A 14,777-nucleotide genomic window follows, 5' to 3' on the forward strand; every position below is an offset into this window, starting at 1 on the left:
CGGCCTCAGCCGACGCGCCTCAGGTCGTCGATCACCTTGCCGTCGTTCGGCAGCTGACCCGGGTCGCAGAGCTCGACCTCGGTGCGCAGCTTGGTCAGGTCGCGCACCGTCTGCGCGATGCGCGCGGCCAGCCCTTCGGGCCGGCGTGTGCACTCGACCATCAGCGTCATGCGGTCGTCGGCCATCTCGCCTTCGACGACCAGGCGCGCGCGGCCCAGTTCCGGATGGCGGCGCAGCACCTCGGCCACCTGGGCCGGGTGCACGAACATGCCGCGCACCTTGGCGGTCTGGTCGGCGCGGCCCAGCCAGCCGCGCATGCGGGTGTTGCTGCGCCCGGTCGGGCACGGCCCCGGCAGGATGGCCGACAGATCGCCGGTGCCGAAACGCACGAGCGGGTAGTCGGGGTTGAGCACCGTGACGACGACCTCGCCGACCTCGCCGTCGGGCAGCGGCTCGCCGGTGCCGGGGCGCACGATCTCGACGATCACCGATTCGTCCAGCACCAGGCCTTCACGCGCCGCGGTCTCGTAGGCGACCAGGCCCAGGTCGGCGGTGGCGTAGCTCTGGTAAGCCTCGATGCCACGGGCGCGGAAGGCGTCGCGCAGCGCCGGCGGGAAGGCTTCGCCGCTGACGGCCGCCTTGCGCAGCGCCGGCAGCCGGATGCTGGCGATGTCGGCCTTCTCCAGCAGGATGCGCAGGAAACTCGGCGTGCCGGCGTAGGCGTCGGCGCGCAGTTCGGCCAGCGCCTGCAGCTGCAGCTCGGTGTTGCCGACGCCGCCGGGGAAGACCGCGCAGCCCAGTGCCAGCGCGCCGCCTTCCATCATCGAGCCGGCTGGCGTCAGGTGGTAGCTGAAGCTGTTGTGCACCAGGTCGCCGGCTTTGATGCCGGCGGCGCGCAGCGCGCGGCTGAAACGCCAGTAGTCGGCCGCCGCGCCTTCGGGCTCGTAGATCGGGCCGGGCGACTGGAAGACGCGCCGGGCGATGCGCACCGCGCCGATGCCGCGCCAGCCGATCGCCGAGAAGCCGCCGAAGGGGTCGCCGCCGGCGGCACGTTCGGCCTGCTGGCGTTCGAGCAGCTCGTGTTTGCGTGTCACCGGCAGCGCCGCGAGCGCGGCGCGGCTCGTCACCGCCTCGGGCTCCACGCCCTGCAGGCGCTCGGCGAAGGCCGGCGTGCACAGGGCCAGCGCCACCTGGGTCGGCAGCGCCGCCAGCAGCGCCGCCTCGCGTTCGGCGGGGTCGCGGGTCTCGAGCGGGTCGAGCGCGGTTTCGACAGCGGTCATCACAAGCTCCTAGTCATCGCGGTCGCTCCAGCCGGCGAGCCGCTTCTTCAGGTCGGCGACGAAGTCGCGCGTCTCGGCGCTGGAACGCAGCGTCTTCGCCTGCCACTCCGGGCTGCTGCGCGACGGCCGCTTCACCACCCCGGCCTTCAGCGCCGCCGTCTCCAGCTCCACCCGCGCGATCGCACAGCCGCGGCGCTCGAACACCCCTTCGCGCTCCGCGAGCCCCAGCTCACGCAGCTCGCGCCGCAGCCGCTGCAGCGCCTCGGCCGGGTTGAATGCCGGCGGGGCGAACCCCAGGAAATCGTCGTCGTTCATGGCGGTGTCGTAGAAACCGAGGATCCCCGAATTCTCGGCCCGCGGTCAGCGAGCATCCGAAGACCACCCAGCCGCCCGCCATCAAGCTTCCCGCCATGGACCGGCTCCGCCGGTCCATCGGCGGACGGCCCCCCTGGGGGGTAGCGAGCGATAGCGAGCTTGGGGGCTCAACTTAACCACCGCTTGCGCCGCTTGTAGCTCTTGGCATCGCGGAAGCTCTTGCGGTCGCCGCCGCCCATGCCGAGGTAGAACTCCTTGACGTCCTCGTTCTCGCGCAAGGCCTCGGCGGCGCCGTCCATCACGACGCGGCCGTTCTCCAGGATGTAGCCGTAGTCGGCGTACTTCAGCGCGATGCTGGTGTTCTGTTCGGCGAGCAGGAAGGTCACGCCTTCGCGTGTGTTCAGGTCCTTCACGATCTCGAACACCTCCTCGACGATCTGCGGCGCCAGGCCCATCGACGGTTCGTCGAGCAGCACCATCTTCGGGTTCGCCATCAGCGCGCGGCCGATGGCGCACATCTGCTGCTCGCCGCCCGAGGTATAGGCGGCCTGGCTGCCGCGGCGCGTCTTCAGCCGCGGGAAGTAGGTGTAGACCTTGTCCAGCGTCTGCGCGACCGCGGCGCGCCCGTCGCGGCGCGTGTAGGCGCCGGTCATCAGGTTCTCCTCGATCGTCAGGTGGGCGAAGCAGTGCCGGCCCTCCATCACCTGGACGACGCCGCGTTCGACCATCTGCGAGGTCGACAGCCGCTCGATGCGTTCGCCGCGCAGCTCGATCGCGCCCTTGGTCACCTCGCCGCGCTCGCCCGCCAGCAGGTTGCTCACCGCGCGCAGCGTCGTCGTCTTGCCCGCCCCGTTGCCCCCCAGCAGCGCCACCACGCCGCCCTCGGGCACCTGCAGCGAGACGCCCTTCAACACCAGGATCACGTGGTTGTAGATGACCTCGATGCCGTTGACGTTCAGCAGCACATTGCTCATCGCCGTCCTCCGAAAACTAGGGGCCGCGCGCAGCGCGCCCCGCTCTTCAAGCGACCGCGGCGGAACCGGCTCTGCCGGGCCGCTCGCGGTGCCCCCTGGGGGGAGCGGCGAAGCCGCTACGGGGGGGTCAAGACTGACAATCGGCAGGCAAGCGCCGCGTCAGCTTCTTCTCGCCCGCATAACGCTCGGCCGCCGCCTTCACCAGTGGTTTGAGGATCTGCTCGTCGGCCTGGTACCAGTCGGAGCTGAAGCTCCACTTGGCGCCGTCCCAGGTGTGCACACGCGCCCAAGTCGAGCCCTGGTGGTCCTGGCAGGAGGTGCTGATCGGGCGGATCACGCCGGCCAGGCCCAACTGCTCGAGCTTCTTGTCGTCCAGCGCCAGGTTCTCCAGGCCCCAGCGCACCTGCTCGCCGCTCATCACCTTGCCTTTGCCGAAACGCTCCTGCGCCCGGCGCACGGCCTCGACGCCCAGCGCCTGGATGATGACGCCGCGGGTGTAGAGCACCGAGCCGACCTCGTCCTTGGGGCCCGTGCCCTGGCCCTTGTCGTGCACGTGCTTCAGGATGTCCTGGATGACCCTGGGTGTCGTGCCCGAGGTGTTCAGTGCCAGCGCGTTGTAGCCCTTGGCGCCCATGCCGACGTCCTTGACGTCGGGCTCGGCACCGGCCCACCAGACGCCGTACATCTTCTCGCGCGGGTAGCCGGTGGCCTGGGCCTCCTTCAGCGCGGTCGAGTTCATCACGCCCCAGCCCCACAACAGCACGTAGTCGGGGCGCTGCTGGCGCACCTGCAGCCAGGCCGACTTCTGCTCGACACCCGGCGCCGTCACCGGGATCTTGCTCAGCTCGAAGCCGTGCATCTTGCTGCGCTCTTCCAGCAGCGGGATCGGCTCCTTGCCGAAGGGGCTGTCGTGGTAGACGAGCGCGATCTTCTTGCCCTTGAGCTTGTCCAGCCCGCCTTCCTTCCTGCCCAGGTGCTGGATCAGGATGTCGGCCGCGGTCCAGTAGCTGCCCATCAGCGGGAAGTTCCACTTGAAGACGCCGCCGTCGGCCGAGGCCGCCAGGCCGTAGCCCAGCGTCATCAGCGGCACCTTGTCCGCCGGCGCCTTGTCGGTCAGCGCGAAGGTGATGCCGGTGGCCTGCGGGTCGAAGAGCGTCGCGCCCTTGCCCTTCAGGCGCTCGTAGCACTCGACGCCCTTGTCGGTGGCGTAGCTCGTCTCGCATTCCTCGAAGGTCAGCTTGACGCCGTTCACGCCGCCGTCGCGTGCGTTGATCATCTTCAGGTAGTCCTGCTTGCCGTTCGCCCACGGCGTGCCGTTGGGCGCGTACGGGCCGGTGCGGTAGACCAGCAGCGGGAAGAACTGCTCCTTGGCCTGGGCGAAGGCGCCCGTGGCGGCGACCAGCGCCGCGGCGGCCAGGGTGTACGGAACGAGCTTCATCTTTGTTTGTCTCCGTTTGTTGTCGACCGAAATGGCGGTGGTACCGCGATCAAGCAGAAGCCATGGCCCGGCTTTGCCGGGTCATCGGCGAACGGCCTTGCAGGCCGCATCGGGCCAGTGGCCCGATCCCTCGGCAGGCGCAGTCGGTCCACTGGACCGACTGCGTCCGGCCTCGGCCCCCTCGGGGGGTAGCGAGCGAATGCGAGCTCGGGGGCCCACATCAATGCGGAAATGGCCAGAGACGCAGCTTCTCTTTGGCCGTGGACCAAAGCCGCGCGATCCCATGCGGCTCGACGATCAGGAAGAAGACGATCAGCGCACCGAAGATCATGTAGGTCAGGTGCGCCGCGAGTGCGGTGTCGATGGGGATGCCGAACCAGTACGGCAGGCTGTCCAGCACGATCGGCAGCACGACGATGAAGGCGGCGCCGAAGAAGCTGCCCATGATCGAGCCCAGCCCGCCGATGATCACCATGAACAGCAGGTCGAAGGAGCGGTTGACGCCGAAGGCCGCCGGCTCCCACGAGCCCAGGTGCACGAAGCCCCACAGCGCGCCGGCGACGCCGACGATGAAGGAGCTGACCGCGAACGCGCTCAGCTTGGCGTAGACCGGGCGGATGCCGATCACGGCGGCGGCGACGTCCATGTCGCGGATCGCCATCCACTCGCGGCCGATGTGGCCTCGCACCAGGTTCTTGGCCAGCGTCGCGAACACGAGCACGAAGGCCAGGCAGAACAGGTACTTCTGCACCGGCGAGTCCAGCGGCACGCCCAGCACCTGCAGCCCGGCGACGCTGACCGAACCCGATGACGAGCCGTTCGTCACGAACTTCAGCCGCAGCGCCGCCCAGTCGACGAAGAACTGCGCCGCCAGTGTCGCCACCGCCAGGTACAGGCCCTTGATGCGCAGCGAGGGCAGGCCGAAAAGCACGCCGACCGCGGTCGAGGCCAGCCCGCCCAGCAGGATGGACGCGATCACCGGCATGCCGTCGATACGCGCCTGGAAGTTGTAGGCCGCATACGCGCCCACCGCCATGAAGGCCCCGGTGCCCAGCGAGATCTGGCCGCAGTAGCCGACGAGGATGTTCAGGCCCAGCGCCGCCAGCGACAGGATCAGGAAGGGGATCAGGATCGCGCGGAACAGGTATTCGGGTGCCACCAGCGGCACGGCGACGATGGCCAGCGCCAGCAGCAGCGCGATCGCGACCCGGTCCTGGCGGATCGGGAAGACCTGCTGGTCGGCGCGGTAGCTCGTCTTGAACTGGCCGTTTTCCCTGTAGAGCATGCGGCCTCCTCAGACCCGGTCGATGATCTTTTCCCCGAACAGCCCCTGCGGCCGCACGAAGAGGAAGACCAGCGCCAGCACGTAGGCGAACCAGATCTCGATGCCGCCGCCGAACATCGGCCCGATGTAGACCTCGGAGAGCTTCTCGCCGACGCCGATCACGAGGCCGCCGACGATGGCGCCGGGCACCGAGGTCAGGCCGCCGAGGATGACCACCGGCAGCGCCTTCAGCGCCACCAGCGACAGCGAGAACTGCACGCCCAGCTTGCTGCCCCAGATGATCCCGGCGACCAGCGCGACGAAGCCGGCGACGCTCCAGACGATGACCCAGATGCGGTTCAGCGGGATGCCGATCGACTGCGCCGCCTGGTGGTCGTCGGCCACGGCGCGCAGCGCGCGGCCGGTGGCGGTTTTCTGGAAGAACAGGCTCAGAGCCGCCACCAGCGCGGCGGCGATCAGCGCCGCGTACAGGTCTTCCTTGTTGACGAGGATGCCGCCTTCGAAGCTGTCCTGCAGCATGAACACCGGGTCCTTGGGCAGGCCGACGTCGATGGGGTAGATGTCGTTGCCGAAGATCGTCTGCCCCAGGCCTTCGAGGAAGTAGGCGATGCCCAGCGTCGCCATCAGGAGCGTCACGCCTTCCTGGTTGACGAGTTTGCCCAGCACCCAGCGTTCGATGCACCAGGCGACGACGATCATCACCGCCATCGCCGCGACGATGGCCAGCAGGTTGGCGAGCAGCTGGCTCTCGAAGCCGAACCAGGCCGGGAACCAGGCCGAGAAACGCGCCATCGCCAGCGCCGCGAACAGCACCATCGCGCCCTGGGCGAAGTTGAAGACGCCGCTGGCCTTGAAGATCAGCACGAAGCCGAGCGCGACCAGCGCGTACAGCATGCCGGTCATCAGGCCGCCGATCAGGGTTTCGAGGAAGAAGGCCATGCGATGCCGCTTTCGTTTCAGTTGTCCATGGCGCTGGCTACCACCCGCGGATCACGAAGACGCGAGGCCCGATCAAGCTTCCCGCCGCGGAACCGGCTCTGCCGGGCCGCTGGCGGACGGCCCCCTTGGGGGGTACCGAGCGAATGCGAGGTCGGGGGCTCCATGTCAATGAGAGGTACCGAGATACGCCGCGATGACGTCGGGATTGCTGCGCACCTCCTCGGGTGTGCCGTCGCCGATCTTCTTGCCGTAGTCGAGCACGACGACGCGGTCGCTGATGTCCATCACCACGCCCATGTCGTGCTCGATCAGCACGATGGTCGTGCCGTACTCCTCGTTGACGTCGAGGATGAAGCGGCTCATGTCCTGCTTCTCCTCGACGTTCATGCCGGCCATCGGCTCGTCCAGCAGCAGCACCTGCGGCTCCATCGCCAGCGCGCGGCCGAGGTCGACACGTTTTTGCAGGCCGTAGGGCAGGCGCCCGACCGGCGTCTTGCGCCAGGCCTGGATCTCGAGGAAGTCGATGATCTTCTCGACCGCCTCGCGGTGCGCCGTCTCCTCGCGTTCGGCCGCGCCCCAGCGGATGGCCTGCTGGAAGATGTTGGTCTTCATCTTCAGGTTGCGCCCCGACATGATGTTGTCGAGCACGCTCATGCCCTTGAACAGCGCCAGGTTCTGGAAGGTGCGCGCGATGCCCATCTCGGCCACCTGGCGGCTGTTCATGTGGGCGAAGGTCTTGCCGCGAAAGCTGATCGCGCCTTGCTGCGGCGCGTAGACGCCGTTGATGCAGTTGAGCATCGAGCTCTTGCCCGCGCCGTTGGGGCCGATGATCGAGCGCACCTCGTGCTCGCGCACGTCGAAGCTGATGTCGGTCAGCGCCTTGACGCCGCCGAAACGCAGCGAGATGTTGCGCACGTCGAGGATCACCTCGCCGCTGCGGCGGCCGGTGGGCGCCGGGTCGGACACCGACGCGTCCTGGGGTCGTTCGAGCACTGCTGCCACCTCAAGCCGCCTTTCGGGCTGCGGGGAACACCTTGGTGTCGAGGATCGCCAGCGTCGCCGAGACGCTGCCCGTGCGCCCGTCCTCGAACTTCACCGCGGTCTCGATGTACTGCTCGCTGCGGCCCTCGTACAGCGCGTCGACCAGCACCGCGTACTTCTCGGCGATGGTGCCGCGCCGCACCTTGCGCGTGCGCGTCAGCTCGCCGTCGTCGGCGTCGAGCTCCTTGTGCAACACCAGGAAGCGGTGGATCTGGCTGCCGGCCAGGCGCTCGTCGCCGGCGAGGTCGGCGTTGACCTGTTCGACGCACTCGCGCACCAGCTCCAGCACTTGCGGCTTGGCCGCCAGGTCGGTGTAGCCGGCGTAGGGCAGGTTGTGGCGCTCGGCCCAGTTGCCCACCGCCTCGAAGTCGATGTTGACGAAGGCGCAGACCTTCTCGCGGCCGTCGCCGAAGGCCACCGCCTCCTTGACGAAGGGGAAGAACTTCAGCTTGTTCTCGACGTACTTGGGCGCGAACATCGCGCCGTCGTTCGCGCCGCCGGCCAGGCGTCCGACGTCCTTGGCGCGGTCGATGATCTTCAGGTGGCCGTGCGCGTCCAGGAAACCGGCGTCGCCGGTGTGGTACCAGCCGTCGGCCGTCAACACCTCGGCGGTGGCTGCCGGGTTCTTGTAGTACTCCTTCAGCAGCCCGGGGCTCTTCACCAGGATCTCGCCATTGCCGGCGACGCGGATCTCGACGCCTTCGATCGGCACGCCCACCGTGTCGGCGCGCACCTCGTGATCCGGCTGCAGGCAGACGAAGACCGCGGTCTCGGTCGAGCCGTAGAGCTGCTTCAGGTTGATGCCGATCGAGCGGTAGAAGCTGAAGAGGTCGGGGCCTATGGCCTCGCCGGCGGTGTAGGCGACACGCACGCGCGAAAAACCCAGCGTGTTGCGCAGCGGGCCGTAGACGAACAGGTTTCCCAGCGCGTAGGCCAGGCGGTCTCCCAGGCCGACGGCCTCGCCGTCCATCAGCCGCGGGCCGACACGGCGTGCCACCGCCATCGCGCGCCGGACCATCCAGCGTTTGGGTGCCGAGGCGTCCTCCATGCGGATCGTCACGCTGGTCAGCAGGCCTTCGAAGATGCGCGGCGGCGCGAAGTAGTAGGTCGGGCCGATCTCCTTCAGGTCTATCGTCACGGTGGCCTGCGACTCGGGGCAGTTGACGACGTAGCCGCAGGCCAGCCACTGCGCGTAGCTGAAGATGTTCTGGCCTATCCAGGCCGGCGGCAGGTAGGCCAGCACTTCCTCGTCGGCGCTGAGCCGGTCGAAGTCGCGGCCGGCGGCGGCGCGGTCCAGCAGCGAGAAGTGGGTGTGCACCACGCCCTTCGGGTTTCCGGTGGTGCCCGAGGTGAAGAACATCGCCGCGACGTCCTCGGGCGCGCCGGCGGCGACCGCGGCCTCGAACCAGCCGGGCTCGGCGGCTTCGTGCGCGCGGCCGGCTTCGAGCAGCGTGTCCAGCGACTCCAGCCCGCTCTCGGCGTACTTGCGCAGCCCGCGCGGGTCGTCGTACCAGAGGCGCTGCAGCCGCGGGCAGCTCTCGCGCAGCTCGAGCAGCTTGTCGACCTGCTCCTGGTCCTCGACGATGGCGCAGCGCACCTCGGCGTTGGTGATCGGGAAGGCGTATTCGGGCGCGGCCGCGTCCTGGTACAGCGGCACCGGCACCGCGCCGATGGCCTGCAGCGCCAGCATCGAGGCATACAGGCGCGGCCGGTTCTCGCCGACGACGACCACGTGTTCGCCGCGCTGCACGCCAGCGCCCAGCAGCCCGCCGGCGATCGCACGCACCAGCGGCAGCAGCTCGCCCCAGGACAGCGTCTGCCAGATGCCGTAGACCTTCTCGCGCAGCGCCGGGGCCTGCGGGCGCTGCATCGCATGCTGCTGCAACAGGCGCGGAAAAGTCGTCGGCACGGCGCACTCCTGGCACGGGTTCAAACCATTGTGCGAAGTGCTTTGACGTCGAGTTGTCGTTCTGACGACAATCTTCGGGAAGCTCCCACCGGGTCTTTCCCGCAAGGCCGACATGACTCCAGCCGTCCCGCCGGGCCCCGCCGCACTGGCCTCGCGTTCGCGTGCCGCCAGTGCCGACGAACTCGCCGGCATCCCCTGGCTGCGCTGCCTCGACGAGGTCGAGCGCGAGCGCGTGACGGCCGACCTGCGCGTCGTGCAGGTCGAGGCCGGCGAGCAGGTCTGCCGCATCGGCCGGCCGGTGAGCTACTGGTTCGGGCTCGTCGACGGGCTGCTGAAGATGAGCAACGACTCGGCTCTGGGCATGCCGATCACGTTCACCGGCGTGCCACCGGGCGGCTGGTTCGGCGAAGGCACGGTGCTCAAGCGCGAGCCCTACCGCTACAACATCGAGGCGCTGCGCCGCAGCCACGTCGCCGGCATCGGCGCCGACACCTTCCACTGGCTGCTGGACCGCAGCATCGGCTTCAACCGCTTCGTGATGCTGCAGCTGAACGAACGCCTGGGGCAGTTCATCGGCGCGCGCGAGATCGACCGCCTGAGCGACCCCGACGAACGCGTCGCACGCAGCCTGGCCTCGCTGTTCCACCCGACGCTGTATCCGGGCGTCGGCGAGGTGCTGCACATCACCCAGCAGGAGCTGGGTTACCTGGTCGGCCTGTCGCGCCAGCGGGTCAACGAGGCGCTGCGCGCGCTGCAGGCGGCGGGCCTGATCCGCGTCGAATACGGCGGCGTGCGCGTGCTGGCGCTGGAGGAACTGCGCGCTTATCGCTGCTCGGGCTGAGGGAGTCGTAGCGCGGCCTACACTCGCCGGCTTCTTCCTAGCCTGCTCCCCCGAAGATGATCAGAGCCTGGTTTGCCGCCGCGGCGCTCGTGCTGTCGGCTCCCCTGGTGCAGGGCGCGCCACCTTCCAAGACCGCGCCGCCGGCGCTGCCCAGCCCCGTCACCAGCGTCGAAGGCATCACCGAGTACCGCCTGCCCAACGGCCTGCAGGTCCTGCTGGTGCCCGACGAGTCCAAGCCGACGACGACGGTCAACGTCACCTACCGCGTCGGCTCGCGCCACGAGAGCTACGGCGAGACCGGCATGGCGCACCTGCTGGAACACCTGCTGTTCAAGGGCACGCCGACGACGCGCAACGTGATGGCCGAGTTCAGCCGCCGCGGCATGCGCGCCAACGGCACCACCTGGTTCGACCGCACCAACTACTTCGCCAGCTTCTCGGCCAACGACGAGAACCTGCGCTGGTACCTGTCGTGGCAGGCCGACGCGATGGTCAACAGCCTGATCGCGCGCAGCGACCTGGACACCGAGATGACCGTCGTGCGCAACGAGATGGAGATGGGCGAGAACAGCCCCGGCGGCGTCCTGCTGCAGAAGACGATGGCCGTCATGTACGACTGGCACGCCTACGGCAAGGACACCATCGGCGCACGCGCCGACGTCGAGAACGTCGACATCCCGCGCCTGCAGGCCTTCTACCGCCGCTACTACCAGCCCGACAACGCGACGCTGATCGTCAGCGGCCGCTTCGACCTGAAGAAGACGCTGGCCTGGGTGGTGCAGGACTTCGGCAAGATCCCGCGCCCCAAACGTGTCATCGAGCCGACCTACACGCTGGACCCGGCGCAGGACGGCGAACGCAGCGTCACGCTGCGCCGCAGCGGCGGCGCGCCGCTGGTCTTCGCCGGCTACCACGTGCCGCCGGGTGCCGCCGCCGACTTCGCCGCCGCCTCGCTGGTCGCCGGCATCCTGGGCGACGCACCCGCCGGCCGGCTGCACAAGCGCCTGGTCGAAGGCAAGCTCGCGTCGTCCAGCTTCAGCGCCGCTTTCGGCCTGGCCGAACCGGGCGTGATCTTCCTGGGTGTCGGCCTGGCGCCGGGGCAGGACGTCGACGCGGCGCGCAGCACGATGCTGGCGACGATAGACGCGCTCGCCACCGAGCCGATCACGGCCGAGGAGCTGGAGCGTGCCCGCACCCAGTGGCTCAACGCCTGGGAACAGGGTTTCACCGATCCGCAGGCCGTCGGCGTCGAACTCTCGGACGCCATCGCCCGCGGCGACTGGCGCCTGTTCTTCGTCGACCGCGACCAGATCCAGAAGCTGACGCTGGACGAGGTCAACCGCGTCGCGCGCCAGTACCTGCTGCGCGACAACCGCACCGTCGGCACCTACCTGCCGACCGAGCAGCCTCAGCGCGCGCCGGCACCGGCGCGTGTCGACGTGGCCGCCCTGGTCAAGGACTACCGCGGCCGCGCCCAGCTCGCCCAGGCCGAGGCCTTCGAGGCGACGCCGGCCAACCTCGACCGCCGCAGCCAGGTCTCGACGCTGGAAAGCGGGCTGAAGATCGGCCTGCTGCCCAAGAGCACACGCGGCGGCGCGGTGCAGGCGCGGCTGCGGCTGCACTTCGGCGACGGCGACAGCCTCAAGGGCCAGGAGACCGTGGCCGCTTTCGCCGCCTCGCTGCTGGACAAGGGCGGCGCCGGCCTCACGCGCCAGCAGATCGCCGACCGCTTCGATGCGCTACGCGCGCAGGTGGGCTTTCGCGCCAACGGTCAGGACCTGGACGTCTTCGTGACGACGGTGCGCGAGCACCTGCCGGCGACGCTGGCGCTCATCGGCCGGCTGCTGCGGGAGCCGGCCTTCCCGGCCGATGCGCTGGATGAGCAGAAGCGCCAGTGGCTGACCGCGATCGAAAACCAGCGCCAGGAACCCGAGGCGCTGGTCGCCAAGGAGTTGCAGCGCCACGGCAACCCGTATCCGCGCGGCGACCTGCGCTACGCACCCAGCTTCGACGAGATCATCGAGGACGTGGCCGCTGTCGACACGGCGAAGATCGCCGCCTTCCACCGCCGCTTCTACAGCGCCGCGGCCGGCGAGTTCAGCGCCGTCGGCGACTTCGACGCCGATGCCGTCAAGCGTGCGCTCGTCGTCGCCTTCGCCGACTGGCGCGCCCCGGCCGGCGGTGCGCTGCCCTACGTGCGCCTGCCGCAGCCGCTGGTCGAGGTGGCGCCGGCCGCCTTCAAGCTGAAGACGCCGGACAAGCAGAACGCCAACCTGCGCACCGCGCTGGCGCTGCCGCTGTCGGACCGCGACGCCGACTACCCGGCACTGCTGGTCGCCAACTACCTGTTCGGCGGCGGCACCTCGTCGCGGCTGTGGACGCGGGTGCGCGAGACCGAGGGCCTGAGCTATGACGTGCGCTCGACGATCGACTGGAACCGGCTCGAGCCCAACTCCACCTGGTCGGTGAGCGCGATCTTCGCGCCGCAGAACCGTGCCAAGGTCGAAGCCGCGGTGATGGCCGAGCTGGAGCGTGCGCGCCGCGACGGTTTCACCCAGGCCGAGCTCGACGCCGGCCGCAAGGGCCTGCTGAACGTGCTGCAGCTGCAGCGCGCGCAGGACGGCGCGGTTGCCGGCCAACTGGCGCAGAACCTCTACCTCGGCCGCAGCTTCGCGTTCGCGCAGCAGGTCGACGAGAAGATCGGCGCGGTGACGCTGGAGCAGGTCAACGCGGCGCTGCGCCGCTATTTCGATCCCTCGCGTTGGAGCATCGCCTGGGGCGGTGACTTCAAGGACGGCAACTGAGCGCCGGCCGGGCCACGCCCGGCTTTGCCCCTGACGGCCCGTCGCTGCGACGGGCCGTTTTTGTTTTCAGGCGGCTATGAACGCGCGCAGCCGCGCCAGCGCTTCGTCGGGCCGGTCGCGCCAGGTGCCGTGGCCGGCGCCTTCGATCACGCTGTACTGCAGCCACTGCGGCGGCAGCGCGGCGGCGATGTCCTCGGCGTCGGCGACCGGACACACGGGGTCCTCGGCGCCGGCCAGCACCAGCACCGGGCAGCGCGCTTCGGCCAGGCCGGCGCGCAGGTCCATTGCCGCGTGTTCTTGTTCGTTCCAGCCGAAGAGGATCTCGGGCCTGAAGATGCCGCGGCTGCCGGCCTCGGGGTCGGCCGGCGGCATCGTGTTGTAGAGGTGGCGGCAGTGCTGCTCGTACGCCGCCCAGGTGGCGGCGTCGGGGCGCGTCCAGAAGGCCTCGGCCGCGTCGCGCGCGGCCGCGCCGCCCAGGCGTTCGAACATCGCCAGCTTGCGCGCCAGCTCGAAACGCGGCGCGGTGCTGGACAGGATCACCTTCGCCGGATGCCCCGGGTGGCGCGCGATGTAGCGCTGGGCGACGAAGCCGCCGAAGGACTGGCCGAGCACGATCGGGCGCTCGACGCCGAGCGCGTCGCACAGCCGCACGACGTCGTCGGCGAAGGTGTCCAGCGTCCATTCGTCGGCCGGGCGGCGGTCGCTGCGGCCGTGGCCGCGGTGGTCGACGTAGACGATCTGCGCCAGGTCGGCCAGACGCGAGAACAGCGGCTTGAAGCTCGCGTGGTCGAAACCCGGGCCGCCGTGCAGCAGCAGCAGCGTGGGTTTTTCGCGCAGCTTCGGGCCGTCGGGCACGAAGCCCGGACCCTCGATGTCGACGAAGAGGCGGATGCCGGGCTGGATCTCGATGCGCATGGGTGCTGGGATAGAGGGCGGCAAAGGCCGCGAAGGGATCAGGGCGCCGGGTTGCGGATGCCGGAGGCGACGTGGCCCGCCGGCACGTGGCCGGCGGCGTGTTCGACGTGGCGCGTCTGGTCGTCGAAGAAGAAGTCGGGCTCGAACTCGCGCAGGAACTCGCCCTTGGGCAGGCCGCCGAGGAACATCGCCTCGTCGACCTCGATGTTCCAGGCCATCAGCGTGCGCATCGCGCGTTCGTGCGCCGGCGCGCTGCGTGCGGTGACGAGCGCGGTGCGCAGCCGCATGCCGGTGCCGGCGGCGCGCTGCAGCCGGTGCAGCGCTTCCAGCAGCGGCTTGAACGGCCCTGCCGCCAGCGGCGTCGCCCGGCGTTCGACTTCGTGCGTCTGGAAGGCCGCCAGGCCACCGTCGTGGTAGATGCGTTCGGCTTCGTCGCAGAACAGCACCGCGTCGCCGTCGAAGGCGATGCGCACCTCGTCGGGGTGGGTCTCAGCGGCGTGGCGGCTGTAGGGCAGCACGCGTGCCGCGGCGACGCCGGCGTCGAGCGCGGCGCGCACGTCGGCCTCGTTCGCCGACAGGAACAGGTTGGCCTTCAGCGGCCCCAGGTAGCGCCAGGGCGGGCGGCCGCGCGAGAACATGCCGCGTTCGATCGCCAGCCCGTAGTGCTGGGCCGAGCGGAACACGCGCATCCCCGAGACCGGGTCGTTGCGCGAGAGCACGACGACGTCGACACGCGGCGCGTCGGCGTTGAAGGCGAGCAGCTTTTGCACCAGCGAGAACGCGACCCCGGGCTGCGCCGGCACGTCCAGGCGTTCGAGCTGCAGCCGCATGTAGGCGCGGTCGTCGCCTTCGGTCTCGAAGACCTCGTTTTCCTGCTCGAAGTCGAACAGCGCGCGCGAGGAGATGGCGACGACGAGGCGCGCATCCGGCACGGCGGGGGTGGGGGCGGCTGCGTCCATCGTGGATGATCATAACGACGGGGACGTCATGCGCCGGCGGCACAATCGGCCGTCGTTTCCGGCTTGCGGCCCTTGCC

Annotated in this window: 12 protein-coding genes; 2 read left to right on the forward strand and 10 right to left on the reverse strand. The window is 69.7% G+C overall.

The features are described 5' to 3' along the window. Positions 1 to 5: 5 nt before the first annotated feature. The 8 genes from CKO43_RS05860 to CKO43_RS05895 form a co-directional block, all read right to left on the reverse strand. A complete protein-coding gene (locus tag CKO43_RS05860; RefSeq protein WP_200228350.1) occupies positions 6 to 1,280 on the reverse strand; it encodes a phenylacetate--CoA ligase family protein in 1,275 nt (424 codons plus the stop codon). Positions 1,281 to 1,289: 9 nt separating this feature from the next. Beyond that, positions 1,290 to 1,595 (reverse strand): hypothetical protein, encoded by a 306-nt coding sequence (locus CKO43_RS05865; protein WP_200228351.1) that lies wholly within the window; start codon positions 1,593 to 1,595, stop codon positions 1,290 to 1,292. Between the two features lie 167 nt (positions 1,596 to 1,762). Continuing rightward, entirely contained in the window at positions 1,763 to 2,569 is an 807-nt protein-coding gene (locus CKO43_RS05870; protein ID WP_200228352.1) for an ABC transporter ATP-binding protein, read from the reverse strand. A gap of 127 nt (positions 2,570 to 2,696) precedes the next feature. Next, positions 2,697 to 4,007 carry an ABC transporter substrate-binding protein gene (locus CKO43_RS05875; protein ID WP_200378127.1) on the reverse strand — a complete coding sequence of 437 codons (1,311 nt, stop codon included), beginning with the start codon at positions 4,005 to 4,007 and terminating at the stop codon, positions 2,697 to 2,699. A gap of 220 nt (positions 4,008 to 4,227) precedes the next feature. After that, entirely contained in the window at positions 4,228 to 5,292 is a 1,065-nt protein-coding gene (locus CKO43_RS05880) for a branched-chain amino acid ABC transporter permease (protein ID WP_200378128.1), read from the reverse strand. A gap of 9 nt (positions 5,293 to 5,301) precedes the next feature. After that, a complete protein-coding gene (locus CKO43_RS05885; RefSeq protein ID WP_200378129.1) occupies positions 5,302 to 6,231 on the reverse strand; it encodes a branched-chain amino acid ABC transporter permease in 930 nt (309 codons plus the stop codon). 165 nt (positions 6,232 to 6,396) lie between these two features. Next, positions 6,397 to 7,224 (reverse strand): ATP-binding cassette domain-containing protein, encoded by an 828-nt coding sequence (locus CKO43_RS05890; RefSeq protein WP_200378130.1) that lies wholly within the window; start codon positions 7,222 to 7,224, stop codon positions 6,397 to 6,399. A gap of 10 nt (positions 7,225 to 7,234) precedes the next feature. Beyond that, positions 7,235 to 9,181 carry an AMP-binding protein gene (locus CKO43_RS05895; RefSeq protein ID WP_200378131.1) on the reverse strand — a complete coding sequence of 649 codons (1,947 nt, stop codon included), beginning with the start codon at positions 9,179 to 9,181 and terminating at the stop codon, positions 7,235 to 7,237. Positions 9,182 to 9,293: 112 nt separating this feature from the next. Here CKO43_RS05895 and CKO43_RS05900 point away from each other — a divergent pair, with 112 nt between their 5' ends. Together CKO43_RS05900 and CKO43_RS05905 are read left to right on the forward strand one after the other, a co-directional pair. Next, the gene (locus CKO43_RS05900; protein WP_200378132.1) at positions 9,294 to 10,022 is read left to right on the forward strand and encodes a Crp/Fnr family transcriptional regulator; all 729 of its coding nucleotides are present in this window, start codon (positions 9,294 to 9,296) and stop codon (positions 10,020 to 10,022) included. 56 nt (positions 10,023 to 10,078) lie between these two features. Then, on the forward strand, positions 10,079 to 12,826 hold the full coding sequence (locus CKO43_RS05905) for a M16 family metallopeptidase (protein WP_200378133.1): 2,748 nt from the start codon (positions 10,079 to 10,081) through the stop codon (positions 12,824 to 12,826). Between the two features lie 66 nt (positions 12,827 to 12,892). On the opposite strand, the gene CKO43_RS05910 is transcribed toward CKO43_RS05905, so the two are convergent. After that, positions 12,893 to 13,741, reverse strand: a complete 849-nt coding sequence (locus tag CKO43_RS05910; protein WP_200378134.1) for an alpha/beta fold hydrolase — start codon at positions 13,739 to 13,741, stop codon at positions 12,893 to 12,895. Positions 13,742 to 13,779: 38 nt separating this feature from the next. Beyond that, positions 13,780 to 14,700: a 5'-nucleotidase gene (locus CKO43_RS05915; protein WP_200228360.1), complete on the reverse strand. Its 921-nt coding sequence runs from the start codon at positions 14,698 to 14,700 to the stop codon at positions 13,780 to 13,782. Between the last annotated feature and the right edge of the window lie 77 nt (positions 14,701 to 14,777).

This window comes from Rubrivivax gelatinosus (assembly GCF_016583785.1).
Lineage (GTDB): Bacteria > Pseudomonadota > Gammaproteobacteria > Burkholderiales > Burkholderiaceae_C > Rubrivivax > Rubrivivax gelatinosus_B.

What these genes read in the sequence shown, in the direction of transcription:
- CKO43_RS05905 (WP_200378133.1), top strand. Translation starts at nt 10,079, where the DNA reads ATGATCAGAGCCTGGTTTGCCGCCGCGGCGCTCGTGCTGTCGGCTCCC.
- CKO43_RS05910 (WP_200378134.1), bottom strand. Translation starts at nt 13,741, where the DNA reads ATGCGCATCGAGATCCAGCCCGGCATCCGCCTCTTCGTCGACATCGAG.
- CKO43_RS05915 (WP_200228360.1), bottom strand. Translation starts at nt 14,700, where the DNA reads ATGGACGCAGCCGCCCCCACCCCCGCCGTGCCGGATGCGCGCCTCGTC.
- CKO43_RS05865 (WP_200228351.1), bottom strand. Translation starts at nt 1,595, where the DNA reads ATGAACGACGACGATTTCCTGGGGTTCGCCCCGCCGGCATTCAACCCG.
- CKO43_RS05885 (WP_200378129.1), bottom strand. Translation starts at nt 6,231, where the DNA reads ATGGCCTTCTTCCTCGAAACCCTGATCGGCGGCCTGATGACCGGCATG.
- CKO43_RS05900 (WP_200378132.1), top strand. Translation starts at nt 9,294, where the DNA reads ATGACTCCAGCCGTCCCGCCGGGCCCCGCCGCACTGGCCTCGCGTTCG.
- CKO43_RS05870 (WP_200228352.1), bottom strand. Translation starts at nt 2,569, where the DNA reads ATGAGCAATGTGCTGCTGAACGTCAACGGCATCGAGGTCATCTACAAC.
- CKO43_RS05860 (WP_200228350.1), bottom strand. Translation starts at nt 1,280, where the DNA reads ATGACCGCTGTCGAAACCGCGCTCGACCCGCTCGAGACCCGCGACCCC.
- CKO43_RS05875 (WP_200378127.1), bottom strand. Translation starts at nt 4,007, where the DNA reads ATGAAGCTCGTTCCGTACACCCTGGCCGCCGCGGCGCTGGTCGCCGCC.
- CKO43_RS05880 (WP_200378128.1), bottom strand. Translation starts at nt 5,292, where the DNA reads ATGCTCTACAGGGAAAACGGCCAGTTCAAGACGAGCTACCGCGCCGAC.